The organism is Rathayibacter sp. VKM Ac-2835 (assembly GCF_013266705.1).
Taxonomy (GTDB): domain Bacteria; phylum Actinomycetota; class Actinomycetes; order Actinomycetales; family Microbacteriaceae; genus Rathayibacter.
In genome coordinates, this window is record NZ_JABSNQ010000001.1 from 327,563 (window position 1) to 342,282 (window position 14,720).

Here is a 14,720-nt window from a genome sequence, read left to right on the forward strand (position 1 = left end):
CAAGACGAGTCGGCACCAATTCGAAGAAAATCGGAGTAGCCTCAGTGCCCCTCAGCGCGGCGCCCGCTGGCAGTGCGGGCAGAGGTGCGACGAGCGGTTCATGAACGGCACGCGGACGATGGGCTCGCCGCAGCGCGGGCACGGCTTGCCGGTCTGCCCGTAGGCGTTCAGGCTGTGCGAGAAGTAGCCGGAGGCGCCGTTCACGTTGACGTACTGGGCGTCGAAGCTGGTGCCGCCCTCGGCCAGCGCCCGCTCGAGCACCGAGCGCACCTCGGCGAAGAGGCGCCGGATCCGCGGCTCGGTCAGCGACGAGCTCGGCGTCTCCGGGTGCAGCTCCGCCGCCCACAGCGATTCGTCCGCGTAGATGTTGCCGATCCCGCTGACCAGCGTCTGATCGAGCAGGGAGCGCTTGATGCCGCTGTTGCGGCGCGCCAGCACGGCGAGGACCGCGGAGAGATCGAAGAACGCATCGAGCGGATCGCGGGCGATGTGCGCGACCTGCGAGGGCACGGCCCGCAGCCAGTCGCCGTCGACGGCGTCGTCGCCGGCGTAGCCACCGGGCGCGCCGTCCGCGGTCGGGGCGAGCGAGTCGATCGCCATCGAGCCGAAGATGCGCTGGTCGACGAAGTGCAGGGCCAGCTCCCCGTGTTCGGGATGCTCGATGCCGATCCGGATCCGGGTCAGCCTCGCGAGCGCCGCGTCGGCCGTCCGCAGCAGCACCTGCCCGCTCATCCCGAGGTGCACGAGCAGCGCCTCGTCGCGCCCCGCCGGCAGCCAGAGGAACTTGCCGCGCCGCACCGCGCCACGGAGCCGTCGCCCGACCAGCAGCCCCTCGAAGGAGCCGAGCGGATGCACGTGGCGCTTGAGCGAGCGCTCGTCGACGATCTCGACGCTCGTGACGAGCGAGCCGGTGACCGCGGGAGCGAGCCCGGCCCGCACCACCTCGACCTCGGGCAGCTCGGGCACGGTCAGTCCTCGATCGACGCGGCGGGCGCCGCCGGCGCCACCGGCTCACCGGGAGCCGTCGCGGACAGCCGCGTCCACGCGTCGAGCGCGGCGGCCATCTCGGCCGCCTTCTTGCTGGTCCCCTCGCCGCGAGCGGTAACGAGCCCGCCGACGATGACGGTGGCGACGAAGACCTTGCTGTGGTCCGGCCCGGTCGCCGCGATCTCGTAGCGGGGCGCGGGTGCGCCGCGCTCGGCCGCCGTCTCCTGCAGGCTCGTCTTCGGGTCCATCGAGACGCCGAAGCGCAGCGGATCCGCGGTCAGCGGAGCGATGAGCCGCAGCACGAGGTCGCGCGCGGCGTCCGGCCCGGTGCCGAGGTAGACCGCGCCGATGATCGCCTCGACGGTGTCCGCGAGGATCGACGACTTGTCGCGGCCGCCGGTCAGCTCCTCGCCGCGACCGAGGCGGAGGTGCTCACCGAGCCCGATGCCGCGGGCGATCTCGGCGAGCGCGACGGTCGAGACGAGGCTCGCCCGGCGCTTCGCCAGGTCGCCCTCGCTCAGCGCGGGGTACTCGGTGTAGAGCATCACGGTCACGGCCTGCCCGAGGATCGAGTCGCCGAGGAACTCGAGGCGCTCGTTGTGCGGGATGCCGCCGTGCTCGAAAGCGAACGACCGGTGCGTCAGGGCGAGCTCGAAGAGCTCACCGTCGAGGCTCACGCCGAGCGTGGCCTCCAGACGCGACCGGTCGTCGCTGGAGGGTGTTGCGGGGGTCTGGTTCACCATGGACCGCACGGCTCGTGTCGCGGGGCGACGCGGAGCCGAAGGGACTGGATCAGACGTTCGCGACCTTGCGGCCCTTGTACTCGAGGAACAGCGCGGTGCCCGCGGAGTCCTCGACGACCTTGGCGCGGTGCGGGAGGCTGTAGACGGTCTTGCCGTTCTCGACGGTCTTCACCAGGGGCGGGACCTCCGCCTTCCACTGCGAACGACGAGCGTGGGTGTTCGCGCGGGACTTCTTCCTCTTGGGAACAGCCATGATTCTCTCTTCTCTAGCTCGGTCGGATCAGGCGGGGCTGATCAGTACTGGTTCGGGTCGGTCTCGGTGCGCGGCTCGGCGCCGGCACCACTGTCTGCGGAAGCTCCGGGCGCAGCGGCCCCACCGGTCCCCGACTCGCCCAACCCGGCGAGCGCGGCCCACCTGGAGTCGCGCGGAGCCTCGGGCTCGGACACGGAGGACTCGGCCAGCCGCTCCCCCGTGACAGGGTCGAGGCCCGGACAATCCGGCCGGCACACCGGCTGGAACGGCAGCGACAGCACCACCGCATCCCTGACCAGAGGTTCAAGATCCACGTGGTCGTCGTGAACCTCATAGTCGAAAGCTTCGTCAGAAGAGTACGCGAAAAGTTCCTGGAACTCGACATCGACAGGCAGGGAGATGTCGGTCAGGCAGCGGCTGCACTCGCCGACGGCCTCCGCGGAGACCTGGACGCTGGCCAGGATGCCCTCGTGCACCGACTCGATCCGGACGTCGAGATCGAGCGGCGCGCCCTGGCGGACGGCGACGATGCCCTCGCCGAAGGCCTCGGGCGCCTCGAGGTCGAGACGGTGCTCGCGCATCTCCCCCGGGCGGTTCACGATGTCGCGCACGTTCACGGTGAACGGCGTCTTCTTGAAAGCAGTCACGAGGATCGAGCCTAGTCCCCCGCGCCACGCCCGGGCGGAGGTCCGGCGGATCCCGCGCTCGCCCCACGCCCTCACTCCTCAGAAGTTGCGGGCGCGTACGCAAAAGTTGCGGTAGTCGGGAGCGACTACCGCAACTTTTGAGGAATGACGGAGACGCGTCAGGCGCCGCCCTCCTGCAGAGTCACCTCGATCGGCTCGTAGTCGGCACCGCTGGTGTCGACGCCCTCGTCCGCGAGCTCGGCGAGCGCCTTCTCGACGTACTCGTTCGAGTAGGCGGTCTCCGGCGGGTCCTCGCTGATGATGGTCGCGCCGGTCTCGTTCTCCGTCGTCTTGGCGATCTCGACCGTCTGGTCCCAGGCGGCCTCGTCGATCATGCCGACGCCGTCGGTCGACGGCCAGATCAGCTTGTTGACCTCGTTGGTCATCCAGAGCTGGTGGCTGGTGCCGAGGGTGGAGCCGGCCGCGGTGACGATGTCCGCCGCCTCCTGCGGGTTGTCCTTCGCGTAGATCCAGCCCTTGATCGACGCCTTGACGAAGGCGACGGTCTGCTCGGCGTAGGCGTCGTCGCTCGAGAGCCTGTCCGCGTCGGCCCAGATCGCGTCCTGCAGCATCGCGGTGCCGACGTCGTTCCAGCTGATCACGTTGAGGTCGTCCGGCGTGTACAGCTCGCCCGTGTCCGGATTCACGGTCTCGAGGACCTGCGCGTACTCGTTGTAGGTCATCGCCTGCGCGGCGTCGATGTCGCCCGCGAGGAAGCCGTTCATGTCGAAGAGCTGCTGCACGAGCGAGATGTCGCTGAGCGCGACCCCGTCCTTCTGCATGCCGGCGAAGAGCTCCCACTCGTTGCCGTAGCCCCAGCTGCCGACCTGCTTGCCGGCGAGGTCGGCCGGCGAGGTGATGCCCTTGTCCTTGAACGAGATCTGCGTGGTGGCGCTGCGCTCGAAGATCTGCGCGACGTCGGTGATGTTCGCGCCGTTCTCGATCGAGCCGAGGACCTTCGGGACCCAGGAGATCGCGTAGTCGGCGTCTCCCGAGGCGAGGACATCCTGCGGGACGATGTCGCCGCCGCCCTCGGCGATGGTCACATCGAGGCCCTCGTCCTCGTAGTAGCCCTGGTCGACGGCGGCGTAGTAGCCGGCGAACTGGGCCTGGGCGACCCACTGGAGCTGCAGGGTGACCGGGGTGAGATCCCCCGAGTCGCCCGAGGCTCCGGAGCCGGTGTCACTGGATGCGCTGCAGCCGGTGAGCGCGAGTCCGACGGCGGCGAGCCCCGCCGTGGTCGTCATCGCGATGCGCGTGCGTCTGTTCACTGTTCCTCCTGGTGCGGTGCGGTGCGGGATGCGGCCCGGGCGGGCCGTCAGTGCCGTGGTGCGGATGGAGCGGTGGAGCGGATGGAGCGAGTGCAGGTGATGCGAGTGCGGTGGTGCAGGTGGTGCGTTCGGGTGGTGCCGGAGTACCCGCCGACGCGAGCCGGCGGGAGTGGAAGGGCGCGTCTCAGCGCGCATGGCTGCGCCGCAGCGCGAGCGCCTCGAGGCCCGCGGTGACGCAGTAGAAGACGAGACCGACCAGCACGGCCCCGAGCACGTAGGCGTAGGCGAGCGCGTAGTCGCTGCCCGACGCCGCCGAGGTGATCGACTTGCCGAGCCCGCCGATCGGCCCGCCGAAGTACTCGGCGACCAGCGCCGAGATCACGGCGAGCGAGGAGGCGATCCGCAGCCCCGTGAAGAAGAACGGCACCGCCCCGGGCAGCGTGATCGTCCGCGCCGTCTGCCACGGCGAGGCGGCGTAGGCGCGCATCAGATCGCGATGGACGGGCGCCGCCTGGCGCAGCCCGCGCAGCGTGTTGACGTACACCGGCACGAAGACCGCGAGCGCCGCCACGAGCTGCCGGGCCGTCTCGACGTTGGCGCCGAACATCGTGTAGAGCACCGGAGCGAGCGCCACGATCGGCACGACGGCCGCGGCCGCGACGATCGCCGCCGTCAGCCCGTCGAAGACGCGCACCAGTGCCGACACCGCGGCGACGAGCACCGCGAGCACGGCCCCGGCGATCAGCCCGATCAGGGCGTTCCCGCCGGTCACCCGGCTCCCGGCCAGGACCGAGCCGGCGTTCTGCGCGAACTCCGCCCCGATCGCGAGCGGCGAGGGCAGCACGAAGGGCTGCACGTCGAGCGCGGTGACGCCGACCTGCCAGAGCAGCAGCGCCGCGACGCCGAGCACGAGCGGGGCGACGACCGCCCGGGCGAGCGCGGGACTGCTCACCGGTTCTCCACCCCGCGCGGCACGGCGGCGGCGTCGCCGTGCAGCAGCTCGCGGACGGCCCCGACGTCGGCGAAGAACGCCGCGTCCTCGCGGACGCCGGCCTCGCGCTCGGAGGAGTCGGGCAGCGCGATCCGGAGCACGTCGCGGATCCGCCCGGGCCGCGGCGACATCACCACGACGCGGTCGGAGAGGAACACCGCCTCCGGGATCGAGTGCGTCACGAAGACCACGGCGGCCCCCGTCTCGCTCCGGATGCGCAGCAGCTCGGTCTGCATCCGCTCGCGCGTCATCTCGTCGAGGGCGCCGAAGGGCTCGTCCATCAGCAGCAGCCGAGGGCTCTCGGCGAGGGCGCGCGCAATGGCCACCCGCTGCTGCATCCCGCCGGAGAGCTGGTCCGGGTAGGAGTCGGCGAAGTCGCCGAGCCCCACGAGCGCGAGCAGCTCGTCGACGCGCGATCGGCGCGCGGCAGTGCCGACGCCGTGCAGCTCGAGCGGCAGCGCGATGTTCGAGCGGATGCTGCGCCAGGGCAGCAGCCCCGCCTGCTGGAAGGCGATGCCGTACTCCTGGTCGAGCCGGGCGCGCCGAGCCGTCTTGCCGAAGACCGAGATCGTGCCGGAGGTCGGCTCGTCGAGGTCGGCGATCAGACGCAGGAGCGTCGACTTGCCGCAGCCGGAGGGTCCGATCAGCGAGACGAACTCCCCCGCGGCGATCTCAAGCGAGACGGTGTCGAGCGCGGTGACGCTCGTGCTCTTCTTCGTGGTGAACGTCTTCGTGACGGAGTCGACGACGACGGCCGGTTCGGCAGCGCTCATGCGGGCTGCTCCCCTCTGCGGAACGGACGGAGGGCGGTGCCGATCAGGCCCACGGCGCCGGCGGCCGCGAGGCCCACCAGCACCGCGCCCAGGATCGGCGCCCAGGGCTTGGCGGGGTCTCCTCCGGCGGAGGAGGCGAACTCGATGATCATGCGGCCGATGCCGCCGCGCAGGCCGATCGAGACCTCGGCGACGACGGTGCCGATCACGGCGCTGACGGCGCCGAGCCGGAGCGCCGGCAGCAGGTAGGGAACGCTCGCGGGCAGCCGCAGCCGCAGCAGTGTCTTCCACCAGCCCACGCCGTAGACGCGCATCAGCTCGACCTGGTGCGCCGACGGCGCGTTCAGACCGCGCAGCGCGCCGATCGAGACCGGGAAGAAGGCGAGGTAGGAGGCGATCAGCGCCACCGACATCCAGTTCTCCCAGGTGAACGCGCCGAGCTCGAGCTGCGAGCCCCAGCGGCGCACCAGCGGTGCGATCGCGATCAGCGGCACCGTCTGGCTCAGCACGATCCACGGCAGCACGGCGGACTCGGCCGTGCGGAAGCGCTGCATCAGCACGGCGAGCAGGAGACCGACCACCACGCCGACGACCCAGCCGACGGCCGCGACCCCCAGCGAGAAGGCGCTGGCCTGCAGCACCGCGAGCCAGAGCACCGGCGCGTTGCGGGCGCCGGTCACCGGCTCCAGGAGCCGGCCCGCGATCTCCCACAGGTGCGGCATCGCGATGGCGCTGGTGCGCGGGAGCACGGTGACCCCGCCGACGACGACGCCGGTCTCCGGCCCGAGGGCCTTGTAGGCCTCCCAGAGCACCGCGAGCAGGAGCAGCCCGGCCGCGCCGAGCAGGACCCCGCGCGTCGCGGCCGGCGACCTCATGCCTTGGCCACGATGTGCGGGCCGAGGGCCGGGATGACGCGCTCGCCGTACACGCGCAGCGTCTCCTCCTTGTTGTCGTGCTGGAGGTAGCCGGCGAACTGCGTGACGCCGATCTCGGCGAGCGCCGTCAGCTTCGCGATGTGCTCGGCGGCGGTGCCGAGGACGCAGAAGCGCTCGACGATCTCGTCGGGCACGAACGCGGTGTGCGAGTTGCCGGCGCGTCCGTGCTCGTTGTAGTCGTAGCCCTCGCGCCCGGCGATGTAGTCGGTCAGCGCCTGCGGCACCGCGCCGCTCGTCCCGTAGCGGCCGACGATGTCGGCGACGTGGTTGCCGACCATCCCGCCGAACCAGCGGCACTGGTCGTACATGTGCGCGCGGTCGGTCCCGATGTACATCGGCGCCGCGACGCAGAACTGCAGAGACTCCGGGTCACGGCCGACGTTCGCCGCCGCGTCCTTCACCGTCTGGATCATCCAGCGCGCGATGTCGAGGTCGGCGAGCTGCAGGATGAACCCGTCGCCCGTCTCCCCCGCCAGCTTGAGCGCGAGCGGCCCGTAGGCGGCGACCCACATCTCCAGCGAGGAGCCGCGGCTCCACGGGAACTGCAGGGTCGAGCCGTTGTACTCGACCGAGCGGCTGTTGGCGAGCTCGCGGATGACGTGGATCGACTCCCGCAGCGTCTTCAGCGTCGTGGGAGCGCCGCCGGTGACGCGGACGGCGGAGTCGCCGCGGCCGATGCCGCAGACGGTGCGGTTGCCGTACATCTCGTTGAGCGTCGCGTGCAGCGAGGCGATCACGGTCCAGTCGCGGGTCGCCGGGTTGGTGACCATCGGGCCGACGGTGATCCGGTGGGTCTTCTCGAGGATCTGCGAGTAGATGACGTACGGCTCCTGCCAGAGCAGGTGCGAGTCGAACGTCCACGCGTAGTCGAAGCCGTAGGTCTCGGCGAGGACGGCGAGTGCGACGGTGCGCGAGGCGGGCGGGTTGGTCTGGAGGACGACTCCGAAGTCCATGGTGCTTCCTTCTGGTCGAGCGTGAGCGCTAGTGCTGACGGAGTACTCATGCGACCCATTGAGGGTCGCCGTTGCGTTGCGTGGTCTTCCGAGCGGCCGCGACGGAGGTCGCGGGGCTGGCCGCCTTTCCTGATCGGGGCGCGGAGCGATGCTCCGCACTCAGATCAGGTACTGGGACAAGCCCCGCTTGATGTACTTCCCGTCGCCTGCCGAGCCGATGTACGAGCCGTCGTCGACGACGACCTTGCCGCGGGAGATGACCGTGTCGACGTGGCCGTCGATCTCGAAGCCCTCCCAGGCGGAGTAGTCCATGTTCATGTGGTGGCTGCGGCCCTCGCCGATGCCGATCGAGGTGTGCCCGTTCGGGTCGTAGACGACGACGTCGCCGTCGGCGCCGGGCTGGATGACGCCCTTCTTCCCGTACATCCCGAACATCCGCGCCGGAGTCGTCGAGGTCAGCTCGACCCAGCGCGGCAGCGAGATCTGCCCGGACACGACGCCCTGGTAGATCAGGTCCATCCGGTGCTCGACCGAGCCGATGCCGTTCGGGATCTTCGAGAAGTCGCCGACGCCCATGTCCTTCTGGCCCTTCATGCAGAACGGGCAGTGGTCGGTGGAGACCATCTGGATGTCGTTGGTGCGCAGCGACTGCCACATGTGGTGCTGGTGCCCCTCCGCCTTGGAGCGCAGCGGCGTCGAGCACACCCACTTCGCGCCCTCGAAGCCCGGTGCACCGAGCTGCTCCTCGAGCGAGAGGTAGAGGTACTGCGGGCAGGTCTCGCCGAAGACGTTCATCCCGCGGTCGCGGGCCTGCGCGATCTGCTCGACCGCCTGCTTCGCCGACACGTGCACCACGTAGAGCGGCGCGCCGGTGAGATCGGCGATCATGATCGCCCGGTGCGTCGCCTCCTCCTCCGCCTGCCACGGCCGCGAGGTCCCGTGGAAGTACGGCGAGGTGTTGCCGGCGGCGAGCGACTGCTTCACCAGCTCGTCGATGATCGCGCCGTTCTCGGCGTGCATCATCATCATCGCTCCGTTCGAGGCGCCCTTCTGGAACGCCCGGAGGATCTGCCCGTCGTCCGAGAGGAACACGCCCTTGTAGGCCATGAACAGCTTGAAGCTGGTCACGCCCTCGGCCATCAGCTCGTCCATCGCCACCAGGGACGAGTCCTGCACATCGGAGAGGATCTGGTGGAAGCCGTAGTCGATCGCGCAGTTCCCGGCCGCCTTCTCCTGCCACGCCTGGTAGCGGTCGACGACGCTCTCGCCGGGGTACTGCACCACGAAGTCGACGATCGACGTCGTCCCGCCCCAGGCCGCGGCCCGGGTACCGGTCTCGAACGTGTCCGAGGCGAACGTGCCGCCGAAGGGCATCTCCATGTGCGTGTGAGCGTCGATCCCGCCCGGGATGACGTACTTGCCGCCCGCGTCGATCACGCGGTCGACGTTCGCCGCGAGGTCGAAGCCCAGCAGCGTCGAGCCGGGCGCGAGGACCGCGGCGATGGTCTCGCCGTCGATCAGGACGTCGGCGGTAGCGGTGCCGGTCGCGTTGACGACCGTGCCGTTCGTGATGAGGGTCTTCATCGATGCTCCTCGGTGGATCGGGCGGTGCGGCGGGCCGGCGGTCAGGGCTTGGGGATGCTCGTGTACGAGTCCGGACGGCGGTCCCGGTAGAACTGCCAGTCGTCGCGCATCTGCTGCACCATGTCGAGGTCGAGATCGCGGATCAGGATCTCCTCGCTGTCGCCCGAGCCGCGCTCGCCGACGAAGTTCCCGCGCGGGTCGATCACCTGGCTCGTGCCGTAGAAGTCGACGGCCAGCTCGCCGTACTCGTTGTCCTCGCGGCCGACCCGGTTGGGCTGGAGCACGAAGTAGCCGTTCGCCACGGCGGCGCACGGGCCCTCCACCTCCCACAGGCGGTTCGAGAGACCGGGCTTCGTCGCGTTCGGGTTGAACACCAGGTGCGCACCGTTCAGTCCCAGCTCGCGCCAGCCCTCCGGGAAGTGCCGGTCGTAGCAGATGTAGACCCCGACCTTGCCGACGGCGGTGTCGAAGACCGGGTAGCCCAGGTTGCCGGGGCGGAAGTAGAACTTCTCCCAGAAGCGGTCGAGGTGCGGGATGTGGTGCTTGCGGTACTTGCCGAGGATCGTGCCGTCGGCGTCGACGACCACGGCGGTGTTGTAGTAGACGCCGGTGATGTCCTCCTCGTAGATCGGCAGGATCATCACCGTGCCGAGCTCCTTCGCCAGCGCGGCGAAGCGCTGCACGATGGGGCCGTCGGCCGGCTCGGCGTAGCGGTAGTACTTCTTGTCCTCGGTGATGCCGAAGTACGGGCCGTAGAACAGCTCCTGGAAGCAGACGATCTGCGCTCCCTGGGCGGCGGCGTCGCGGGCGAACTGCTCGTGCTTGTCGAGCATCGACTCCTTGTCGCCGGTCCACGTGGTCTGGGTGATCGCTGCGCGGACGATGGTCATCGGTACCTCCATGCTTCGGTCGGCCCGGTCGAGGCTCCGCCGGGATCCCCGCGGAGCGGGAGGCGGGGCCGAGGGGCCGTGGTCTCACTGTGGTCCGCGCGAGGACCGAAGGCAATGACCGCCTCCGCCCGTTCGCCGGACAGGGGTTCATCGTCGTCCTCCGACGTTTCCCGGGTGTTTCCGGCACGGATCCGCGGCATTAAGGCCTCGGCCCCTTCGGAATCCGCGGCGGACGCCGTCCGCGGTAGCGTCGAGGGATGCGCATCACGATCCTGGCCGGCGGCGTCGGCGGCGCCCGTTTCACCTCCGCGGTGCGCGAGCACCTCCGCGATCTCGAGGCGGCCGGCGGCGGACCCTCCGAGATCACGGTCGTCGCCAACACCGGCGACGACATGTGGCTGACCGGCCTCAAGGTCTGCCCCGACCTCGACTCCCTCACCTACGCGCTCGCCGGCGTCAACGACACCGAGCGCGGCTGGGGCCGGGCCGGCGAGAGCGAGCGCGTCTCGGCCGAGCTCACCGCGTTCGGCGTCGGCTGGCCCTGGTTCACCCTCGGCGACCTCGACATCGGCACCCATCTCGCTCGCACCTCGATGCTCCGAGACGGGCTCACCCTGTCCGAGGCGACCGAGCGGATCACCGCGCGCTGGCCGCTCGGCGTCCGCCTGCTGCCGATGTCCGACTCCGACGTCGAGACCCACGTCGAGGTCGACCTGCCCGGCGAGGGCGTCCGGCTGCTGCACTTCGAGGAGTGGTGGGTGCGGCTGCGCGCCTCGGTGCCCGCCCGCCGCTTCGTCCAGCAGGGCGTCGAGGAGGCGCGCCCCGCCCCGGGCGTGCTCGAGGCGATCGCCGACACCGACGCCGTCCTGATCGCCCCGTCGAACCCCGTGGTGTCGATCGGCACGATCCTCGGCGTGCCCGGGATCGCGGAGGCCGTGCGGACCACCTCGGCTCCGGTCGTGGGCGTCTCGCCGGTCATCGGCGGCGCGGTGGTGCGCGGCATGGCCGATCACTGCCTCCCCGCGATCGGTGTCGAGACGTCGGCCGAGGCGGTGGGGCGGCACTACGGCGCCCGCTCGGCCGGCGGACTGCTCGACGCCTGGCTGGTCGGCGAGGAGGACGCGGCGGCGGTCGGCGCCCTCGACGGCACGGGACTGCGGGTCCACTCGGTATCGCTCTGGCTCCGCGACCGGGACACCTCGACGCGACTGGCCGCCGACGCGCTCGCCGCCGCCCGGGCCTGACTCCGTCCCCTGGCCGGCGCCTCCCAGCATCGGGGGCCACGCTGGCAGCGCCCCTCACCGCACATCGAAAGGACCACCCATGCCCGGAGCCCTCGTCCTCGCCGGAGGCGGCCTCGCCGGAATCGCCTGGGAGCTCGGCATCGTCCGCGGCCTCAGCGACGCCTCGCCCGAGGCGGCCCGCCTCCTCCTCGACCCCTCCACGACCCTGATCGGCACCTCGGCCGGCTCCGCGGTCGCCTCGCAGCTGAGCACCTCCGTCGGCCTCGACGAGGCGTACGCGTCCCAGCTGCGCGAGGAGTCCGCCGAGATCGGCGCCGTCGTCGACGTCGAGCGCCTGCAGGCGATGTACGCGGCCGCGATCGAGGGCGCGACCTCGCCCGAGGACGCCCGGCGCCGGATCGGCGCGCTCGCCCTCGAGACCGCGACCCTGTCCGAGGAGTCCCGCCGCGACGTCATCGCCGCGCGGGTCGCCGACGCCGACTGGCCCGAGCAGCGCCTCCTCATCACCGCGATCGACACCGCCACCGGCGCGCTCGAGGTCTTCGACCGCACGAGCGGCGTCGGCCTGGTCGACGCCATCGCCGCCAGCTGCGCGGTGCCCGGGGTCTGGCCGCCGGTCAGCATCGGCGGCGTCCGCTTCATGGACGGCGGCGTGCGCTCCGGCAGCAACGCCGACCTCGCCGCGGGTGCCGACTGGGTCGTCGTCATCACGCCGATGTCCGGCATCGGCTCCCCCGGCGTCGGCACGCTGCCCACCGCCGAGCTCGACGCCCTGTCCGGCTCGCGGGTGGAGGTCGTCTACGCGGACGAGGCGTCGATCGCCGCGTTCGGCCCGAACTCGCTCGACCCCGAGGTCCGCCCCGCCGCCGCCCGGGCGGGACGGGCGCAGGGCGCGCGGATCGCGGCACGCCTCGCGGCGCTGGTCGGCGCGGGCGGGCCCGCCGGCGCCTGACCGGCGCCCGCGTCGCTCCTCCTCAGGGCTTCACGCCGTAGCGGAGGAAGACCGTCCCGTCCGCGAAGCTCCGCTGCTGCCGGAGCTCCAGACGGCTCCGGAAGCCGCCGGGCAGGAACGGCGTCCCGCCGCCGACCGCGAGCGGCGCGACGTACCAGCGGATCTCGTCGACGACGCCGGCGAGGAGCGCCTGCGCCCCGAGGGTCGCGCCGCCGACGGAGACGTCGTGCGGCTTGGAGCGCGCCTCCGCCGCGACGGCCGCCGGATCGAACGACCGCTCGAGCCGGGTGCGCCGGGTGCGGACCTCGGGCAGCGTCGTCGAGTAGACGACCTTGTCCGCGGCCCGCCACATCTCCTGGAAGTCGTTGATGAACGCGAACTGCTCGGCGAGCTCGTAGCCCGCATCCCAGCCGCGCATGGTCTCGTAGATCCGGTGGCCGTAGAGGTACGTGCCCACTCCGATCTCGGTCTCGTTGATGAAGCGGTGCACCTCGGGGCGGGGCGTGGCCCAGCTGAAATCCCCGGTCTCGTCGACGGTGTAGCCGTCGATCGAGGCGACACCGCTGTAGACGAGCGCGCCCACATCGGCCTCCTCTGCGGGCGGCTTCGGGTTCCGACCACGCCCGTGAGGGTAGGCGTGAGAGCGCTCCAGCGCAACGCCTGACGGCGAACAGTCGCTGAACGGCGGCCGGGCGTCGGCGAGATCCCGATCCCGCCTCAGTGCCGGCTGCTGAGCAGCGCCAGCACGTCGGCGTGGCGCCCCTCGGCCTCGGCGTCGCGGAGGAAGCGCACGCGGTCCACGAGCACCTCCTCGACCTCGGGCTGCGTCGCGAGGATCCGCATCGTCTCGTCGAGGAACTCGTCCAGAGGCATCGCGCTCGGGTCGTCCTGCTGCCCCATCAGCGTCGTCTGCACGGCCGGCGGGACCAGCTCGATCACCTGGACCGGCGTCGAGGCGAGTTGCGCCCGCAGGCTCTGCGTGTACGAGTGCACGGCGGCCTTCGTCGCGCTGTAGGTGGGCGTCGCCGGCAGCGGCACGAACGCGAGGCCCGAGGACACCGTCATCAGCACCCCGTCCTCCTTGGCGGAGATCCAGGGCGTGAAGGCGGTCAGCGTGCGGATCGTCCCCAGGAGATTCGTCTCGACGATCGCCGCAGCGGTGTCGAGGTGCCCGGAGTCCTGCAGATCCTCCGGCAGCATGATGCCCGCCATCGTGACGACGACGTCGAGGGCGGGGTGCTCCCGGGTGACCGTCTCGACCGCGGCGGCGATCGACTCCGGGTCGGTGACGTCGATCACGACCGAGTGCGAGCCGGGGTGCGCCGCGGTGAACTCGTCCAGCAGCTCGCGCCGGCGTCCGCCCAGGATCACCGTGCTCCCCGCGTCGAGGAAGCGCTCGGCGAGCCCGCGGCCGATGCCCGAGGTCGCGCCGGTGATCAGGATGGTGCTGCCCGTGGTCTTCATGTCGTCTCCTTCGTCTGCCCGGGCTGTCCTGCCCGGCCGGACTCCACCGTCTCCCGGCGCGACGCGGGCCGGAAGGGCTGGACGATCCAGGGACCGGCGCTCCCTGGTCCGCCACGCGCGCGGAGCGGCAGGATGAGCGCATGGACAGATCTGCGCTCGCCGAGTTCCTCCGTGGCCGACGCGAGCGGCTGCAGCCGTCCGACGTCGGGATGCCGCCCGGAGCGCGGCGCCGGACCGCGGGCCTGCGCCGGGAGGAGATCGCCGCCGCCGTCGGCATGTCGTCGGACTACTGGTCCCGCCTCGAGCAGCAGCGCGGCCCGCAGCCGTCCGATCAGATGCTCACCGCGATCGCCCGCGGGCTGCGCCTGGACCTCGACGAGCGCGACCACCTCTTCCGGCTCGCCGGGCAGACCCCGCCCGCTCGGCACCGGCGCGACGAGCACGTCTCCCCCGGGCTGCTCCGCGTGCTCGACCGCCTCGACGACACCCCGGCCTTGGTGATCACGGAGCTCGCCGAGACCCTCGTGCAGAACCGGCTCGCCCGCGCCCTGTTCGGCGACGACTCGAGCTGGACCGGCCTCGACCGCAGCGGCATCCACCGCTGGTTCGCCCACCCCGACGAGGCCCGCCGGAGCTACCCCGAGCGCGAGCACGAGCACCAGGGCCGGATGCAGACCGCCCAGCTGCGCTTCGCCGCCGCCGCGCCCGACGCCGACCCGCTGGCCGCGCAGATCATCGCGTCGCTGCTCGGCCGGAGCGAGGAGTTCCGCCGCTACTGGGAGCTGCAGGAGGTCACGGCCCGCTTCGAGGACCACAAGACCCTGCGGCACCCCGAGGTCGGCGAGATCGACGCCGACTGCCAGGCGCTCTTCACCGAGAACCAGGCGCAGGTGCTGCTGGTGCTCACGCCGCGCCCCGGCTCCCCCGCCTCCGCCGAGGCGCTGCGGCTGCTCGGAGTGGTCGGCGACCAGCGGCTGACGCCGTCCGCGTGAGG

General features: G+C 71.5%; 16 protein-coding genes. 3 read left to right on the plus strand and 13 right to left on the minus strand.

What is annotated here, in order from left to right; translation table 11 throughout:
* Positions 1 to 51: 51 nt before the first annotated feature.
* From mutM to HRK28_RS01575, 11 genes are all read right to left on the minus strand, one after another.
* Positions 52 to 966, minus strand: a complete 915-nt coding sequence (gene mutM, locus HRK28_RS01525) for a bifunctional DNA-formamidopyrimidine glycosylase/DNA-(apurinic or apyrimidinic site) lyase (RefSeq protein ID WP_173250220.1) — start codon at positions 964 to 966, stop codon at positions 52 to 54.
* Positions 967 to 968: 2 nt separating this feature from the next.
* Positions 969 to 1,730, minus strand: a complete 762-nt coding sequence (gene rnc / locus HRK28_RS01530) for a ribonuclease III (protein WP_173250221.1) — start codon at positions 1,728 to 1,730, stop codon at positions 969 to 971.
* 49 nt (positions 1,731 to 1,779) lie between these two features.
* Positions 1,780 to 1,983: a 50S ribosomal protein L32 gene (rpmF, locus tag HRK28_RS01535; RefSeq protein ID WP_123445680.1), complete on the minus strand. Its 204-nt coding sequence runs from the start codon at positions 1,981 to 1,983 to the stop codon at positions 1,780 to 1,782.
* 41 nt (positions 1,984 to 2,024) lie between these two features.
* Positions 2,025 to 2,564, minus strand: coding sequence for a DUF177 domain-containing protein (locus HRK28_RS01540; protein WP_160091296.1), 540 nt, complete (start codon positions 2,562 to 2,564; stop codon positions 2,025 to 2,027).
* Between the two features lie 224 nt (positions 2,565 to 2,788).
* Positions 2,789 to 3,916: an ABC transporter substrate-binding protein gene (locus HRK28_RS01545; RefSeq protein ID WP_160091295.1), complete on the minus strand. Its 1,128-nt coding sequence runs from the start codon at positions 3,914 to 3,916 to the stop codon at positions 2,789 to 2,791.
* Positions 3,917 to 4,124: 208 nt separating this feature from the next.
* Positions 4,125 to 4,892, minus strand: coding sequence for an ABC transporter permease (locus tag HRK28_RS01550; RefSeq protein WP_160088828.1), 768 nt, complete (start codon positions 4,890 to 4,892; stop codon positions 4,125 to 4,127).
* Positions 4,889 to 5,704 (minus strand): ABC transporter ATP-binding protein, encoded by an 816-nt coding sequence (locus HRK28_RS01555; RefSeq protein WP_160088826.1) that lies wholly within the window; start codon positions 5,702 to 5,704, stop codon positions 4,889 to 4,891. The genes HRK28_RS01550 and HRK28_RS01555 overlap by 4 nt, the downstream gene beginning before the upstream one ends.
* On the minus strand, positions 5,701 to 6,579 hold the full coding sequence (locus tag HRK28_RS01560) for an ABC transporter permease (RefSeq protein WP_173250222.1): 879 nt from the start codon (positions 6,577 to 6,579) through the stop codon (positions 5,701 to 5,703). The genes HRK28_RS01555 and HRK28_RS01560 overlap by 4 nt, the downstream gene beginning before the upstream one ends.
* Positions 6,576 to 7,592: a TIGR03842 family LLM class F420-dependent oxidoreductase gene (locus HRK28_RS01565; protein ID WP_173250223.1), complete on the minus strand. Its 1,017-nt coding sequence runs from the start codon at positions 7,590 to 7,592 to the stop codon at positions 6,576 to 6,578. The genes HRK28_RS01560 and HRK28_RS01565 overlap by 4 nt, the downstream gene beginning before the upstream one ends.
* Positions 7,593 to 7,751: 159 nt before the next feature.
* Entirely contained in the window at positions 7,752 to 9,176 is a 1,425-nt protein-coding gene (gene hydA / locus HRK28_RS01570) for a dihydropyrimidinase (protein WP_173250224.1), read from the minus strand.
* Between the two features lie 41 nt (positions 9,177 to 9,217).
* Complete coding sequence (locus HRK28_RS01575; RefSeq protein ID WP_159985162.1) at positions 9,218 to 10,066, minus strand: nitrilase-related carbon-nitrogen hydrolase; 849 nt, start codon at positions 10,064 to 10,066, stop codon at positions 9,218 to 9,220.
* A 257-nt stretch (positions 10,067 to 10,323) separates the two neighbouring features.
* On the opposite strand from HRK28_RS01575, the gene cofD reads away from it, so the two are divergent.
* Positions 10,324 to 11,310 carry a 2-phospho-L-lactate transferase gene (cofD, locus tag HRK28_RS01580; protein WP_173250225.1) on the plus strand — a complete coding sequence of 329 codons (987 nt, stop codon included), beginning with the start codon at positions 10,324 to 10,326 and terminating at the stop codon, positions 11,308 to 11,310.
* A gap of 79 nt (positions 11,311 to 11,389) precedes the next feature.
* Entirely contained in the window at positions 11,390 to 12,262 is an 873-nt protein-coding gene (locus HRK28_RS01585) for a patatin-like phospholipase family protein (protein ID WP_173250226.1), read from the plus strand.
* Positions 12,263 to 12,284: 22 nt separating this feature from the next.
* Here the strand turns inward: HRK28_RS01585 and HRK28_RS01590 are convergent, their stop codons facing one another.
* Together HRK28_RS01590 and HRK28_RS01595 are read right to left on the minus strand one after the other, a co-directional pair.
* Positions 12,285 to 12,845 carry a dihydrofolate reductase family protein gene (locus HRK28_RS01590; RefSeq protein WP_173250227.1) on the minus strand — a complete coding sequence of 187 codons (561 nt, stop codon included), beginning with the start codon at positions 12,843 to 12,845 and terminating at the stop codon, positions 12,285 to 12,287.
* A gap of 134 nt (positions 12,846 to 12,979) precedes the next feature.
* Complete coding sequence (locus HRK28_RS01595; RefSeq protein WP_160088814.1) at positions 12,980 to 13,726, minus strand: SDR family oxidoreductase; 747 nt, start codon at positions 13,724 to 13,726, stop codon at positions 12,980 to 12,982.
* 140 nt (positions 13,727 to 13,866) lie between these two features.
* On the opposite strand from HRK28_RS01595, the gene HRK28_RS01600 reads away from it, so the two are divergent.
* On the plus strand, positions 13,867 to 14,718 hold the full coding sequence (locus tag HRK28_RS01600; protein WP_173250228.1) for a helix-turn-helix transcriptional regulator: 852 nt from the start codon (positions 13,867 to 13,869) through the stop codon (positions 14,716 to 14,718).
* The last annotated feature ends 2 nt before the right edge of the window (positions 14,719 to 14,720 follow it).